This is a genomic window from Pantoea agglomerans, assembly GCF_021397715.1.
In the GTDB taxonomy this organism is placed as follows: Bacteria; Pseudomonadota; Gammaproteobacteria; order Enterobacterales; family Enterobacteriaceae; genus Pantoea; species Pantoea astica.
In genome coordinates this window covers 2,038,847-2,052,486 of record NZ_CP090207.1, presented here as the reverse complement: position 1 = coordinate 2,052,486, position 13,640 = coordinate 2,038,847, and the positions used below count along the sequence as shown (strand labels likewise).

Below are 13,640 nucleotides of genomic sequence, written 5' to 3'. Positions count from 1 at the left end.
TTACTAGCCCGCTTTACGCAGTGATGCGCTGTGGCGGTTTTGTAACTGCACCAGACGTTCCATATAAGCGATATCTTTTGGTTCGATGGTAAAGGCGTAATCCACCCAGTCCTCAGTGATGTCCATCAGCTCAGCGCGTGACAGTTGCAGCACGCGCTGACGCGCTTTCAGCATCGCCCTTACGCCATTCAGTTTCGGACGTAAGGTGTCGATGAAGGTTCGGGTCGCACGATAGCTGTCGCCCGGCTGGAACACTTTATCGACCAGGCCACGGGTTTCATACCATTCCGCACTGTGTGACTCTCCTTCACAGATCAGCTCTTCCGCCAGCTTCATTCCTGCCCGACGCGCCACCAGTGAATAGCCGCCCATGCCAGGAAACAGGTTAAACGCGATTTCCGGGAAGCCCATCCGCGCGTTGTTCTGCGCCAGAATGAAGTGGTGCGCCAGCGCCGCTTCAAAGCCGCCGCCTAACGCACTGCCTTCAATCATCGCCAGCGTGACTGCACCGGTGTCGAATCCCCGCGCCGCGGAGTGGATGCAGTCCACACAGGCACGAGCATATGCCCGCAGCGCCTCGCGCCGGTTATTACGAATGCACTCGACGAAGAAACGTAAATCGCCTCCGGCGTTGAACATCTGCGGTACCAGCGAGCCGGTGACCCAGAAATCGATTGGCAGACCGGAACGCTGCGCGGCATAGCTCAGGTTCATGATCTCCTCAATCAGCTCATGGTTGAAGCTGGGACGTGGCTGAGCGCGCAACATCATCCACATCGTGCGTCGGCCTTCCTCGTAATAGGCGACTAACTGAGTGGTGTTGCCGACTTCGGTAAATAATCTGCACGTTGCTTGGTTAATAACTGTCATTGTCTCATCCTCTGTTTATATTTGATGCGCTAAATACGCCACATCAGCGTAATGCAGAGTGAGTCAAGACCAAATGAGAGATTGATTTACAACACAAAATCCAGAGTGATCCCCGACTGGCGCGCCGGGGATTGATTAGGTGGGTTACTTAATGACAGCGCGCTGGTCGATGGCGACATGCATACGCTTAACGCGTTTTGAGTAGAGTGCGGTAATAATCGGCACCAGTACCGAAGTGACAATCACCGAGGTCGCTACCAGCGCGGTAGCAGCCGGTGCAATCGGTTTGAACTGCGGCAGCATTTCAGCGATCAGCACCGGTGTGGCCACCGCAGCGCCAGCGGTACTGGAAGCGGCCACGCCCGCCGTGCCGTCACCGCCGCCAATCAGCCGGTCGGCAAAAATCAACGGGATGCCGGTAATGATGATCACCGCGACGCCCAGCATAATGCCCAGCAGCCCGGTTTCGACGATCACCGCCAGGTTGATGGTGTTGCCCAGCGCAAACGCAAAGAACGGGATCAGGGTATGTACTGCTTTACCGAAGAATTCACGCAGTTCAGGATCAAGGTTCCCTAATGCAAAGCCCACCACAAACGGCAGCACCGCCCCGACAAACACATGCGGCTCGAATGAGGCAATTCCGGCGGTGCCCAGAATCACCATGGTCATTAACGGACCGGATTCCAGCGACATCAGCACAAAGGCGCCCGCTTCCTCTTTTGAGCCATATTGCTGCATGATCGAAGCGTAGAGCCCGCCATTGGTCATATCCATTGCCGCTACCAGCGCCAGGGTCGATAAGCCGGCAAACATCCCGACCTCAACGCCGTTCTCCGGCATTACCCGTGATGCGATGGCCGCGACGATCCAGGCGACGGCAATTTTAGTCAGCACCAGCGTACCGGACTTGCGTAACACGGTGCCGGTTGCGCTCAGCTTGATTGATGCCCCCATGCAGAAAAACCACACCGCCAGTATCGGTACCGTGCCGGTCATCAGGCCATTGGTGAAGGAACCAAAATACTTTCCGGCGCCCGGCGAAAAGGTATGACAGAGCGCGCCGATAAAGAGCGGAATCAACATCATGCCGCCAGGGATTTTGTCTATTGCACGTTTGATATGCATGTTAAGGTCACCTTTGCTATGCCAGAGGGAGGTGCAAAAAAATGCCCGAAGGCGATGCAAGCAAAATAGTGACTCAGCGTAACGAAAACAGTGATCGCCTCGATAAAATGAAACGCTGTTTTATTTTTATTGACAGGTTGTTTTGGTAAACATGATCGCGATCGCCATACCAGTTAAGCTGGCAATTAAAAAGGGATGCAGTGGGCGTAATGCCTGTCAGTTAAATTTACATTATCAAAGGCTGTCACGGTCAAAAGCGGCCGCTTTTTTGTGTGGGAGTGCGGGCCTGAGCACCTCTGCTGCTGCCGGGCCGTCCTCGCGCCGCTTCGCGGTACCTTCGGCTTTGACGTCGTGCCGACGAACCGTTCGGGGATCGGCCTTCCCTGGCCGGCCCCGAACTCTCCACGCTTCCCGGCGTGGCGTTCTGGCCCAACGTCACGCCTCAGCGCTGCGGATAGCCCTTTCAGCAGCAGAGGCGCTCTGGCCTCCACCATCGTGCCCTTTTTAACAGCAGGCACTGAAGCTTCAGAGCAGGCGGGTGCCGCTCCGGGGCAGGCAATCCGCAGCGCTGAACGGAATGAGTCTGCCAGGAGAGCCCGCAGGACGCGGGCGAAAGGCGGGGCGGCACAGGATGTGCCATCTCCGGCGGTCCGTCAGGCAGAGGAATGACGTGAAGGAACCCCGCAGCGGCGCGAGGACCGCCAGCCCCGGAGCGGCACCAGACTGCGTTATCACAGGTCGCTTAATTGGCGAGCACTAACGCAGTGGGCGTCCAGATAGTTACTTCTGCCCGTACCAGGCGTTGTCGCCATGCTTACGCAAATAGTGCAGGTCGAGCAACGTTTGCTGAATCGGCGGCAGGTTAGCGGTCAGTTGCTGACTGAACAGCCCCATGTAAGCCACTTCCTCCAGCACCACCGCGCTGTGGACCGCTGCATGCGCATCTTTGCCCCAGGCAAATGGACCGTGCGAATTGACCAGCACCGCCGGAATGGCGGAAGGAGAGAGCCCACGCTCGGCAAACGTCTCAATAATCACCTCGCCGGTGTTCCACTCATATTGCTGCTGAATTTCCTCATCGCGCATCGCCCGGGTACAGGGGATCTCGCCGTAAAAATCATCGGCATGGGTGGTGCCCCAGGCAGGGATCGGTCGTCCCGCCTGCGCCCAGATGGTCGCATGGCGCGAATGGGTATGGACGATACCGCCAACCTCCGGCCAGGCAAGATAGAGCGCGCGGTGGGTTGCGGTATCTGACGACGGCCGCTTATCCCCTTCCACCACCTTGCCGGTCGCCAGTTCCACCACCACCATATCGTCGCGCGTCATCACCTCGTAACGGACGCCGGAGGGTTTAATGACCATCAGGCCCTGCTCGCGATCGACCGCGCTGACGTTACCCCAGGTGAACGTCACCAGATGGTATTTGGGTAGATCCAGATTCGCGTCCAGAACCTGTTGTTTAAGGTGTTCCAGCATCTCTTCTCTCCTGCTGACAATTGTCCTTAAATTTTGCGGAGTAACCCGCGAAAGGGTATGGAGCAAATCGCTATAAACGCAGAGGGAATTAACTGTGAATGCAAAAATGTGTCGTGATTTCAGAATTGTCTATCTTCGTTATTGGCGAAGAATGAATAAAATTCTCTCAGGCAATGCGTGGACCTGATGGTCCTGCGTTGTGACTCATCCGCTACAGACAGTGGGTCGATGGTGGAGCCAGTTTCGATGCCGACAGGGAAGCGGCAATAATGGGCACACAAGCGGGCTGAGGAAATATCAGAGCTATACTTAGAGTGTTGCCTCTGTGAGCACATCAAAGGAGAAGTTATGACAATTACAATGAAACGAATCACCGCAGCAGTTCTGGCTACCACGTTAGTTGTCGCATTAAGCGGCTGCTCTAACTGGTCTAAACGTGACCGCAACACCGCGATTGGCGCAGGTGCGGGGGCGATTGGGGGTTCAGTATTGACTAACGGTAGCGCACTCGGCACAGTCGGCGGCGCTGCTGTAGGTGGTATTATCGGTCATCAGGTCCATTAATGACCGCATTAAAACAATAATCGGCTACGCTAAGCATCTACTTATCAGTCGGGCTACTTCGGTAGCCCGATTTTTTATTCAGCCGCCCGCCAGTTTGACTTTCATTCCTTTAGCTTCCAGCAGACTTTTCAGCAGGTCGCGTTTGTCGCCCTGAATTTCGATGATGCCTTCTTTCAGCGACCCGCCGCAGCCACACTTCTTTTTCAGCTCAGCTGCCAGTTGCGTTAATGCCGCATCATCCATATCAATGCCGCTGATCAGGCAGACACCTTTGCCTTTACGCCCGCTGGTCTGACGCTGAATGCGCACAATACCATCCCCTTTGGGTCGTTCAGCCTTTGGCTCCGGCTGTGCGATGCGTCCGCTGTCGGTTGAATAAACCAGTGGATTGTCATTTGCCATTAATTTTCCTCCAGACTGTGCAGAATAGCCTGCAACGCCGCAGCGGGATCGGCGGATTGGGTGATCGGACGCCCAATCACCATATAGTCCACACCTGCCTGCTTAGCCTGCAGTGGCGTCATGATACGGCGCTGATCGCCAGCGTCGCTGCCCACCGGACGAATACCTGGCGTAACCAGCGCAAAATCCTGACCGATCACCTGTTTGAAACGGACCGCCTCGTGCGCTGAACAGACCACACCGTCGAGACCGCAGTCGCGCGTCAGCTTCGCCAGTCGTTCAGCCTGTTCGGCCGGCGTAAGCGTAATGCCCAGCCCCAGCAGGTCTTCCTGATCCATGCTGGTCAGCACCGTGACGGCAATCAGCAACGGGGCATCTTTACCATAGGGTAGCAGCGCTTCGCGTGCAGCGTTCATCATGCGCGCCCCGCCGCTGGCGTGAACATTGACCATCCACACGCCTAATTCGGCAGCGGCGGCCACCGCATGGGCAGTGGTGTTGGGAATGTCGTGAAACTTGAGGTCGAGAAACAGCTCAAAACCGCGCTGCTGCAAGGTGGTAATCAGCGAAGGACCAAACAGCGTGAACATCTCTTTGCCCACTTTCAGCCGGCAACTGCGAGGATCAATCTGATCGACAAAACGCAGCGCGCTGTTGATATCGTGATAATCAAGCGCCACCAGAATCGGCGAAGCGGTCACGGTGTGGGGTGAAGGCATGGCATTTCCTCTGCAGTTGGCACCCGCGGGCGCGATAGACAAACGGCAAGCATTCTACCTGCGGCCTCCGGCCATCACAATCGCCATTCTTTGCCTGCCTGACAAAGAGTGCGCCGATGCCAGCTCTGCATTGATAGCAATCATTAGTATGTTGTAACTAACTAGGGTCCCAGAGAAGCCACAATCAGCCAGCTTTTACTGGCCGTCGAGGCCGCGAATCGGTTTAACGGATGACCAGGTGCGGCACGATGGGCAGTGCCAGTAGAGCGCATGGGCAGTGAAACCACACTTCTGACAGCGATAGCGCGGTTTGGTACGAATCTGTTCACCGACCATATCGCGCAGCACCATCAGGCTCTCTTTGGCACGGCCATCCTCGGCTTCGTGCAGGTGAAAATCCATCAGGCGATGGAACACCCGCATAGTAGGATGGCGCTGGAGCTGGCGGTTAATGTAGTTCTGCGCCGCTTCCGGTCCCTGCTGTTGCTCAAGAATATCGGACAGATAGAGTTCAGCGGCAGCACCGGTGTTCTCTTCCACACAGCGTTGCAGAAATTCAGCCCAGGCTTCCGGTTGATTGAGCCGCTGAAAGCAGGTTTCAAGCATCGCCAGCGTTTCGCTCACCAGCTCTTTATCCTGATCCAGCACCCGTTGCAGATGGCCGACCGCTTTCGCGTAATCGCCCTTCTCCATCAGAATCCGGCCCATCATTATCGAGATGCGCGCGCTCTGCCGATCGGCCGCCTCCCCTTTCTTCAGCAGCGTCATAGCGCGGTCAAGATCGTCGCTGCTCATCGCCTGTAACGCCAGTTCGCAGTAGAAATGAGCGATCTCAATTTTCTGCTTCTCTTTCCCCAGCTTGACCAGCCGCTCCGCCACCTCGATCGCCTGCTGCCAGTCGCTGGTCGCCTGATGGATCAGCAATAACTGCTGCAGCGCGCCGATACGGAAATCGGTTTCATCGGTGAGTTGCTTGAACATATCTTCTGCGCGATCGTACAGACCGGCCGCCATGTAGTCGCGACCCAGTTGCTGAATGGCCAGCAGACGTTGTTCATAGCTCAGGGAGGCACTTTCCATCAGCGCCTGGTGAATGCGGATGGCGCGATCGACTTCGCCGCGTGAGCGAAACAGATTACCCAGCGTCAGGTGGGCTTCAACGGTGCCGCTGTCCTCTTTCAACATATCAAGGAACAGGTCGACCGCTTTATCCTGCTGGTTAGAGAGCAGGAAGTTGACGCCAGCGACATATTCGCGTGACAGGCGGTTAGCTTCCTGTTGCTTGTCCTGCTGCGCGCTGCGGCGGCCCATATACCAGCCATACGCAGCCGCAACCGGCAGTAACAGAAACAGCAGCTCAAGCATCGATGTTTATTCCCGGCCAGCCGGTGACGATGGCACGGTTGCAACCACACTGCTCTGCTCAATTTGCGCCTGCATGCGCTTAATTTTTCGATTGGCATTGGCCAGTGAGACGCGGGTACGTAACCAGAACAGACCACAGATCAGCCAGCCGAGCACAAAACCGGCACCAAAGAGCGTTGCCAGTAAGGTCGAGATGCTGAACTCACCCTGCGCCAGCAAGTAGTTGAAGGTGATAACCTGGTCGTTATGCGCGCCTAAGGTGACGGAAATAATGAAAATCACCAATACCACTAAAAAAATCAGCAAATATTTCACAGTGCATCCTGTTGTGAGGTTGTCAGTAGAATTATGCCAAAACTCCAGCAAAAATGCTGCTCCCAGCAGCATCGGACGGCCCGCTTTTACGCCAGCCCGATCAATAATATGGGGACTTTGTGGTGAATTACAATCAGGGCTCCCGCTGTGCCACCTCTTTTTGCTCGGCAGGTGGCAGGGTTAACGGACCACAGACACGTTGTGCCAGCCAGGTCGCCAGGGTGACCAGTAGCCAGGAGAGAACCGTTGCCATTGCCAGATCCCGCGGCCAGTGCATCCCCAGCAGCAGACGACTGGCCATGACGCCCATCGCCCAGAGAAAAACGATCACCACGGTTTTGTAGTGGCGGCGCGGCCACAGCAGCCCTATCGCCAGCAGTGCCCAGCTGGCGGCAAACATGGTATGGCCCGAAGGAAACGCAAAGCCGGTCTCAAAGGCCCAGTGACGTTTCAGCCAGCCCGGAATCTGCGTTTCATCAGCAATCAACGCCGTCACCATCTCGCCACGCTGTTTGCGTTTCAGTTCATAGAACGCTTTATCATCCAGCCCGTGATGTTCTTCCAGCCAGATCACATAGGGACGCGGCTCCTGAACCTGTTCTTTAATAAAGGATTTGGTGTACTGTCCCGCCAGAATAGTGGCGTTCATGATCAGCAACAGCAGAATCGCTGGCTTCAGGCGAAAGCGCAGACACCAGAGAACCCAGGCGCTCAGCACCACGCTGCTGACAATTCCCCACGGGTTGGTGACCGTTTCGGTCATCCAGAACAACCCTTTTAATATCGCGTTGCTTTCGCCCGGTTGCCATTGCCAGCCGGATAACCAGACGCCGATCGGCATGATTAATAGCAGTAACATCCCGAAGGTGGTGCGACGCGAAATTTTATACATCCTTTTCCCTTATCTCGGTGACAAATCGCAAAAACAGCATAACTTTAGCTTAAAAAAGAATAACATAACCGTTATCGATTAGATAATCGTGCTTTATCACATCAATTGCTCTGACAGATTACCAGCCCGCCTGTGGGTTGTGGCACAATATTGCACGTTTGTCAGGCCACACTGGCCTGTGCGCTATCATGATGATAGTGCATCCTCTGAAGGTTCTGGAGAGTCACATGCAGCTTAAACGGGTGGCAGAAGCCAAACTGCCCACGCCATGGGGAGATTTCCTGATGGTCGGTTTTGAAGAATTGGCAACCGGACATGACCACGTTGCGCTGGTCTTTGGCGATATTAATGACAACGAGCCCGTGCTGGCGCGCGTGCATTCCGAGTGCCTGACTGGCGACGCGCTGTTCAGCCTGCGTTGCGACTGTGGCTTCCAGCTGGAAGCGGCGTTGAACGCCATCGCTGAAGAGGGCCGCGGCGCGCTGCTCTATCACCGCCAGGAAGGACGCAACATCGGGCTGCTGAATAAGATCCGCGCCTATGCGTTGCAGGATAAAGGCTACGACACGGTTGAAGCGAACCACCAACTGGGCTTTGCCGCCGATGAGCGCGACTTCACGCTGTGTGCCGACATGTTTAAATTGCTTGGCGTTAATGAAGTGCGTCTGCTGACTAACAATCCACGCAAAGTGGAGATCCTCAGTGAGGCAGGCATTAACATCGTTGAGCGTGTGCCGCTGGTGGTGGGTCGTAATCCTAAGAATGCCCACTATCTCGATACTAAAGCGGAAAAGATGGGGCATTTACTGCCGAAGTCGTAAAGAGAAAAGCCGGGTTTCCCCGGCTTTTTTATTAGTCCAGCATGTTCCGGATGACGTAGTGCAGAATACCGTCGTTGCGGTAATAGGTCAGCTCGTTACCGGTGTCGATGCGGCAGCGGGTATCCAGCTCCTCTTTACTGCCATCGGCACGGGTCAGGGTGACTTTCACCGTGCATCCCGGCGCCAGCGCGCTCAGGTTTTCGACGTCAATATGTTCTTCACCGGTCAGACCCAGCGTTTTACGGCTTACGCCCTGTGGGAACTCCAGCGGCAGTATTCCCATGCCGATCAGGTTCGAACGGTGGATACGTTCAAAGGATTCGGCAATCACCACCCGGACACCCTGCAGGCGCGGTCCTTTGGCCGCCCAGTCGCGGCTTGAGCCCGATCCATACTCTTTCCCGGCAATCACCGCCAGCGGAATGCCTTCCGCCTGATACTTCATCGCGGCATCATAGATAGCCAGCTGCTCGCCACTCGGATAGTGACGGGTGTAGCCGCCTTCCACGCCAGGCACCATTTCATTACGGATACGAATGTTCGCAAAGGTGCCACGCATCATCACTTCGTGGTTACCGCGACGAGAACCGTATGAGTTGAAATCGTTGCGCTCAACGCCGTGCGACAGCAGATAACGTCCCGCCGGACTTTCTGCCTTGATACTGCCGGCTGGCGAGATATGGTCCGTGGTGACGGAGTCGCCCAGCATCGCCAGTACCCGTGCCCCGCGAATATCCTGCACCGGCTTCGGCTCTTTCTCCATATCATCAAAGAACGGCGACAGGCGAATGTAGGTTGAGCCTTCGTCCCAGTCATAGGTCGCGGCTTCACTTACCTTGATCTCCTGCCATTCCGGCGTCCCGTCAAACACCTCGGCGTACTCTTTGTGGAACATGTCGCTGGTCACCTGCTGCACCGCAGTGGAGATCTCTTCTGGTGATGGCCAGATATCTTTCAGATAGACCGGCTGGCCACTGCGATCGTGCCCGATCGGGTCAGTTTGCAGGTTGATCTTCATGTTACCCGCCAGCGCGTAAGCCACGACCAGCGGCGGTGAGGCCAGCCAGTTGGTTTTGATCAGCGGATGGATACGGCCTTCAAAGTTACGGTTGCCTGACAGCACCGCGCCCACCGTGAGATCGCCTTCCTTGATCGCCGATTCAATTTCATCTTTCAGCGGACCCGAGTTACCGATACAGGTGGTACAGCCGTAGCCGACCAGATTAAAGCCCAGCTTATCCAGATAAGGGGTCAGCTGTGCGACCGCGAGATAATCGGAAACCACCTTAGAGCCTGGCGCAAGCGAGGCTTTTACCCAGGGCTGCCGCTTCAGGCCGCGCTCAACGGCTTTCTTCGCCAGCAAACCGGCAGCCATCAGCACGCTGGGGTTTGAGGTGTTGGTGCAGGAGGTAATAGCACTGATCACCACTGCGCCATCGGTAAGCGTATGGCTGAGTCCGGTGTCACTGTCGGTATAGTCGACGGTTTTGTGCGGCTTCTGCGCGTGATTGACCTCCAGCTCATTGCTGGCGTCAAACGCTGCCGGCACGTCGCCCAGAGAGACGCGATCCTGCGGGCGTTTCGGGCCGGCCAGGCTCGATTCAACCTCGCTCATATCCAGCGCCAGGGTACTGGTGAAACGCGGTTCATCGCCCGGATTACGCCACAGGCCCTGCGCTTTGGCATAGGCTTCTACCAGCGCGACCTGCTCAGCTTCGCGTCCGGTCAGCGTCATGTAACTCAGGGTCACTTCATCCACCGGGAAGAAACCACAGGTTGCACCATATTCCGGTGCCATATTGGCAATGGTGGCGCGGTCGGCCAGCGGCAGATCGGCCAGCCCGTCACCGTAGAACTCGACGAATTTACCCACTACGCCGTGCTTACGCAGCATCTGGGTAACGGTCAGGACCAGGTCGGTTGCGGTGATCCCCGCCCGGAGCTTACCGGTGAGTTTGAACCCCACCACATCCGGAATCAGCATCGAAACCGGCTGACCGAGCATCGCCGCTTCCGCTTCAATGCCGCCTACGCCCCAGCCCAGCACGCCCAGCGCATTGATCATGGTGGTGTGGGAGTCGGTACCAACCAGCGTGTCCGGCCAGGCATACTCTTCGCCATTCAGGGTTTCATGCCAGATCGCTTTACCGAGATATTCCAGGTTGACCTGATGGCAGATGCCGGTGCCCGGCGGAACCACGCGGAATTTATCAAAGGCTTTCTGACCCCAGCGTAAGAAAACGTAACGTTCATGGTTACGTTCCATCTCCAGCTGGACGTTCTGTTCGAATGCGTCATCATCGCCAAAATGGTCAACGGTGACCGAGTGGTCAATCACCAGATCAACCGGCGATAACGGATTCACCTTCGCGACATCGCCGCCCAGCCGGTTTACCGCTTCGCGCATCGCCGCCAGATCAACCACGGCGGGCACGCCGGTAAAGTCCTGCATTAATACCCGGGCAGGACGGTAAGCAATCTCCCGATCGGCATGCGCATCTTTTTGCCAGTCAACCAGCGCCTGAATATCTTCCGCAGTGACGGATTCGCCATCCTGCCAGCGCAACAGGTTTTCCAGTAAAACTTTCAGGGATTTGGGTAGGCGGTCAATATTGCCGAGATGTTGAGCAGCATGGGGAAGACTGAAGATGTGGTAGTTTTTATTGTCGACCTGCAGTATTTCCTGACTCTGCTCGCGTAGGGTAGACGACATAGCTCCTCCTTTATAATCGTGGTCTTTAAACCTCAGAGAGTTAAAGGTTTATGTTAAAGATAGACCACAATTTCGTTAACGTTTTGATTACAACACAAATTGCTACAATCGGCCGTAACGAAAATGCCCCGTCCGGAGACAGGGCATCAGAAAGAGGTGATTTAATTTAAATCAGAGGGTAATCCACACCGCCGCGGACCAGAACGCGAAGCATAAGGCATAAGCGCTAAGCCAGGACATTTTTATGATATTCATTGCGTTCACTCCTTCGCCAGAATGGGCGTACAAAGGCCTGCGTTCATCCGATATAGAGATGAAACCCGTTTGTGTCACTGAGTGTGGAGATGGGCTTTTAATTTGCCCGCCGGAAAGACCGGTAAGAAGAGCAGAAAGAAAATAAACGGTACAGCGAACAGCGTTATTTGGTTTTAGGGTCCAGGAACGACTCGATAAAGTGTCGCTGGTTATCACTCAAATCCCAGGAATCGGGGATAGACACTTTTTCGTCCTTTGCAAGCGGCTCTTTTCCTTTGCAGGAAGCCGGCTTGTGCTGACGCGCAGTCAAAGAACGTTTATGGCTGAGTGTATTTGCCCACATGGCTTTAGCCCCAGATACGCCAGATCATTAATGCAACAACCACCCAGAACAGCGCTGAGGCAGCGAATACGGTCAGCCAGGCTTTACGACGAGTATTGCCAGTGCGCTCAACCTTGGTGCTTTTAGCCGGGAAGCCCGGTTGTACAGTCAGTCGTGTATTCATAGTTTTTGATAATCACTCTCAACAAAATGATTGATAACAACGATTAAGATTTAGGAGGAATCCTAAACGCGTTAAGGCCAAAAATCCAGTTATTTTTATTGAGTAAAACGATTAACGCTATTAATCAATAAGGCCCAATAACGTGTGAAATCATTAACCGCGGAACAAACTTTTAATTAAACGATCACATTGTAAATTTGACTTAATTTCAAATCAGGACCATTCAAAACTAAAGAGCGGATTACAGAACCTGATATCTACCGGCTTTCCATCAGGTCTTAACTGGAGTATGGGAATATTCCTGGCGAGTCGCAAAGCGGCAAAGTGAAAAATGTGTAGTAATTCGCATTTAAGGAAGATCAATCCGAAAACATGTGACCGATGTTTCATTTACAAAAAAATAATAAAAAATTTTGAATCTTATCTGGCGCTAACCGCTAGCAATAAAAAAGGCTGCCAGAGGCAGCCCGGAAAAATCCTGTTGGTTTTCAACGTTACTTAAACGGCAGCTTGATGTCTTTAAACATTGCCTCAATGTCTTCGTTTGAGCGTAACGCCACGGCGGTATCGACCACGTCCCGCGTCAGGTGCGGTGCAAAGCGCTGAATGAAGTCATACATATAGCTGCGCAGAAAGGTACTGCGACGGAAGCCAATCTTGGTGGTGCTGTTGGTAAAGATATCCGCCGCTTCAATACGAATCAGATCAGGATCGGAAACCGGGTCAACCGCCATGCTGGCAATCACACCCACGCCCAGGCCTAATCTTACGTAGGTTTTAATCACGTCAGCATCGGTGGCCGTAAAAACAATCCGTGGGGTTAAACCGGCACGATTAAATGCCGTGTCCAGTTCGGAGCGGCCGGTAAAGCCGAAGGTATAGGTAACCAGCGGATATTCCGCCAGCTCCTCAATAGTCACCTGCCCTTTTCCAGCCAGCGGATGATCAGATGTCACCACTATCGCCCGGTTCCAGTGGTAGCACGGCAGCATAATTAAATCGTCGTAGAGATGCAGCGCCTCGGTCGCGATCGCAAAATCAGCATTCCCTTTCGACACCGCTTCTGCAATCTGCGTCGGTGAGCCCTGATGCATATGCAGCGATACCCGTGGATAACGTTCAATGAAGCCTTTAATCACGCCCGGCAGCGCATAGCGTGCCTGCGTATGCGTGGTGGCCACATAGAGCGATCCTTTGTCCGGCCAGGTATGTTCACCGGCGACCGATTTGATCGCATCCACTTTAGAGAGCACTTCACGCGCAATACGGATAATCTCTTCACCGGCTGGCGTGACCTGCGTCAGGTGTTTACCGCTGCGGGCGAAGATCTGAACGCCCAGCTCATCTTCCAGCATCCGCACCTGTTTACTGATGCCAGGCTGCGAGGTATAGAGTCCTTCCGCCGTCGAAGAGACATTCAGATTGTGGTTAACCACTTCGACGATATAGCGCAACTGCTGTAATTTCATATCTGTTCCGTCCCGGTAAGTTACAGAGTCGCATCCCCGGTTGACGTATTGTCGCCTTAACAGGGTGAAGAAAAGCCATGCATCAGGAAAAGTCGGAAATGCTATAACAACTATATCATTTTAAGTGTGATTGTAGAACGGA

Annotated in this window: 13 protein-coding genes; 2 read left to right on the top strand and 11 right to left on the bottom strand. The window is 54.5% G+C overall.

Annotation, left to right across the window (positions count from 1 at the left end; translation table 11 throughout):
- Positions 1–3: 3 nt before the first annotated feature.
- The 3 genes from LZU96_RS09780 to araD all read right to left on the bottom strand — a co-directional run bounded on the left by LZU96_RS09780 (position 4) and on the right by araD (position 3,477).
- On the bottom strand, positions 4–870 hold the full coding sequence (locus tag LZU96_RS09780) for a crotonase/enoyl-CoA hydratase family protein (RefSeq protein WP_031374543.1): 867 nt from the start codon (positions 868–870) through the stop codon (positions 4–6).
- Positions 871–1,014: 144 nt separating this feature from the next.
- Positions 1,015–1,998 carry a 2-keto-3-deoxygluconate transporter gene (gene kdgT / locus LZU96_RS09775; protein ID WP_233988069.1) on the bottom strand — a complete coding sequence of 328 codons (984 nt, stop codon included), beginning with the start codon at positions 1,996–1,998 and terminating at the stop codon, positions 1,015–1,017.
- A 780-nt stretch (positions 1,999–2,778) separates the two neighbouring features.
- Positions 2,779–3,477 (bottom strand): L-ribulose-5-phosphate 4-epimerase, encoded by a 699-nt coding sequence (gene araD, locus LZU96_RS09770; protein WP_233988068.1) that lies wholly within the window; start codon positions 3,475–3,477, stop codon positions 2,779–2,781.
- A gap of 348 nt (positions 3,478–3,825) precedes the next feature.
- Here araD and osmB point away from each other — a divergent pair, with 348 nt between their 5' ends.
- Positions 3,826–4,041, top strand: a complete 216-nt coding sequence (gene osmB / locus LZU96_RS09765; RefSeq protein WP_031374546.1) for an osmotically-inducible lipoprotein OsmB — start codon at positions 3,826–3,828, stop codon at positions 4,039–4,041.
- Between the two features lie 78 nt (positions 4,042–4,119).
- Here the strand turns inward: osmB and yciH are convergent, their stop codons facing one another.
- From yciH to pgpB, 5 genes are all read right to left on the bottom strand, one after another.
- Positions 4,120–4,443: a stress response translation initiation inhibitor YciH gene (gene yciH, locus LZU96_RS09760; protein WP_233988067.1), complete on the bottom strand. Its 324-nt coding sequence runs from the start codon at positions 4,441–4,443 to the stop codon at positions 4,120–4,122.
- Complete coding sequence (gene pyrF, locus LZU96_RS09755) at positions 4,443–5,162, bottom strand: orotidine-5'-phosphate decarboxylase (RefSeq protein WP_233988066.1); 720 nt, start codon at positions 5,160–5,162, stop codon at positions 4,443–4,445. The genes yciH and pyrF overlap by 1 nt, the downstream gene beginning before the upstream one ends.
- 195 nt (positions 5,163–5,357) lie before the next feature.
- Positions 5,358–6,527, bottom strand: coding sequence for a lipopolysaccharide assembly protein LapB (lapB, locus tag LZU96_RS09750; RefSeq protein ID WP_233988065.1), 1,170 nt, complete (start codon positions 6,525–6,527; stop codon positions 5,358–5,360).
- A gap of 6 nt (positions 6,528–6,533) precedes the next feature.
- Entirely contained in the window at positions 6,534–6,842 is a 309-nt protein-coding gene (locus LZU96_RS09745; RefSeq protein ID WP_233988064.1) for a LapA family protein, read from the bottom strand.
- Positions 6,843–6,975: 133 nt separating this feature from the next.
- Positions 6,976–7,734 (bottom strand): phosphatidylglycerophosphatase B, encoded by a 759-nt coding sequence (gene pgpB / locus LZU96_RS09740; RefSeq protein WP_233988063.1) that lies wholly within the window; start codon positions 7,732–7,734, stop codon positions 6,976–6,978.
- 227 nt (positions 7,735–7,961) lie between these two features.
- Between pgpB and ribA the strand changes: the two genes are divergently transcribed.
- Positions 7,962–8,555, top strand: a complete 594-nt coding sequence (gene ribA / locus LZU96_RS09735) for a GTP cyclohydrolase II (protein WP_010244482.1) — start codon at positions 7,962–7,964, stop codon at positions 8,553–8,555.
- 31 nt (positions 8,556–8,586) lie between these two features.
- Here ribA and acnA read toward each other — a convergent pair whose 3' ends face one another.
- The 3 genes from acnA to cysB form a co-directional block, all read right to left on the bottom strand.
- Complete coding sequence (gene acnA, locus LZU96_RS09730; protein ID WP_233988062.1) at positions 8,587–11,268, bottom strand: aconitate hydratase AcnA; 2,682 nt, start codon at positions 11,266–11,268, stop codon at positions 8,587–8,589.
- Between the two features lie 602 nt (positions 11,269–11,870).
- A complete protein-coding gene (locus tag LZU96_RS09725; RefSeq protein WP_071778593.1) occupies positions 11,871–12,029 on the bottom strand; it encodes a YmiA family putative membrane protein in 159 nt (52 codons plus the stop codon).
- Positions 12,030–12,523: 494 nt separating this feature from the next.
- Positions 12,524–13,498, bottom strand: a complete 975-nt coding sequence (cysB, locus tag LZU96_RS09720; protein WP_233988060.1) for an HTH-type transcriptional regulator CysB — start codon at positions 13,496–13,498, stop codon at positions 12,524–12,526.
- Positions 13,499–13,640: the final 142 nt, after the last annotated feature.

Excerpts from the sequence above, each read along its gene's own strand:
- LZU96_RS09780 (WP_031374543.1), bottom strand. The coding sequence starts at position 870 with ATGACAGTTATTAACCAAGCAACGTGCAGATTATTTACCGAAGTCGGC.
- kdgT (WP_233988069.1), bottom strand. The coding sequence starts at position 1,998 with ATGCATATCAAACGTGCAATAGACAAAATCCCTGGCGGCATGATGTTG.
- araD (WP_233988068.1), bottom strand. The coding sequence starts at position 3,477 with ATGCTGGAACACCTTAAACAACAGGTTCTGGACGCGAATCTGGATCTA.
- osmB (WP_031374546.1), top strand. The coding sequence starts at position 3,826 with ATGACAATTACAATGAAACGAATCACCGCAGCAGTTCTGGCTACCACG.
- yciH (WP_233988067.1), bottom strand. The coding sequence starts at position 4,443 with ATGGCAAATGACAATCCACTGGTTTATTCAACCGACAGCGGACGCATC.
- pyrF (WP_233988066.1), bottom strand. The coding sequence starts at position 5,162 with ATGCCTTCACCCCACACCGTGACCGCTTCGCCGATTCTGGTGGCGCTT.
- lapB (WP_233988065.1), bottom strand. The coding sequence starts at position 6,527 with ATGCTTGAGCTGCTGTTTCTGTTACTGCCGGTTGCGGCTGCGTATGGC.
- pgpB (WP_233988063.1), bottom strand. The coding sequence starts at position 7,734 with ATGTATAAAATTTCGCGTCGCACCACCTTCGGGATGTTACTGCTATTA.
- ribA (WP_010244482.1), top strand. The coding sequence starts at position 7,962 with ATGCAGCTTAAACGGGTGGCAGAAGCCAAACTGCCCACGCCATGGGGA.
- acnA (WP_233988062.1), bottom strand. The coding sequence starts at position 11,268 with ATGTCGTCTACCCTACGCGAGCAGAGTCAGGAAATACTGCAGGTCGAC.
- LZU96_RS09725 (WP_071778593.1), bottom strand. The coding sequence starts at position 12,029 with ATGAATACACGACTGACTGTACAACCGGGCTTCCCGGCTAAAAGCACC.
- cysB (WP_233988060.1), bottom strand. The coding sequence starts at position 13,498 with ATGAAATTACAGCAGTTGCGCTATATCGTCGAAGTGGTTAACCACAAT.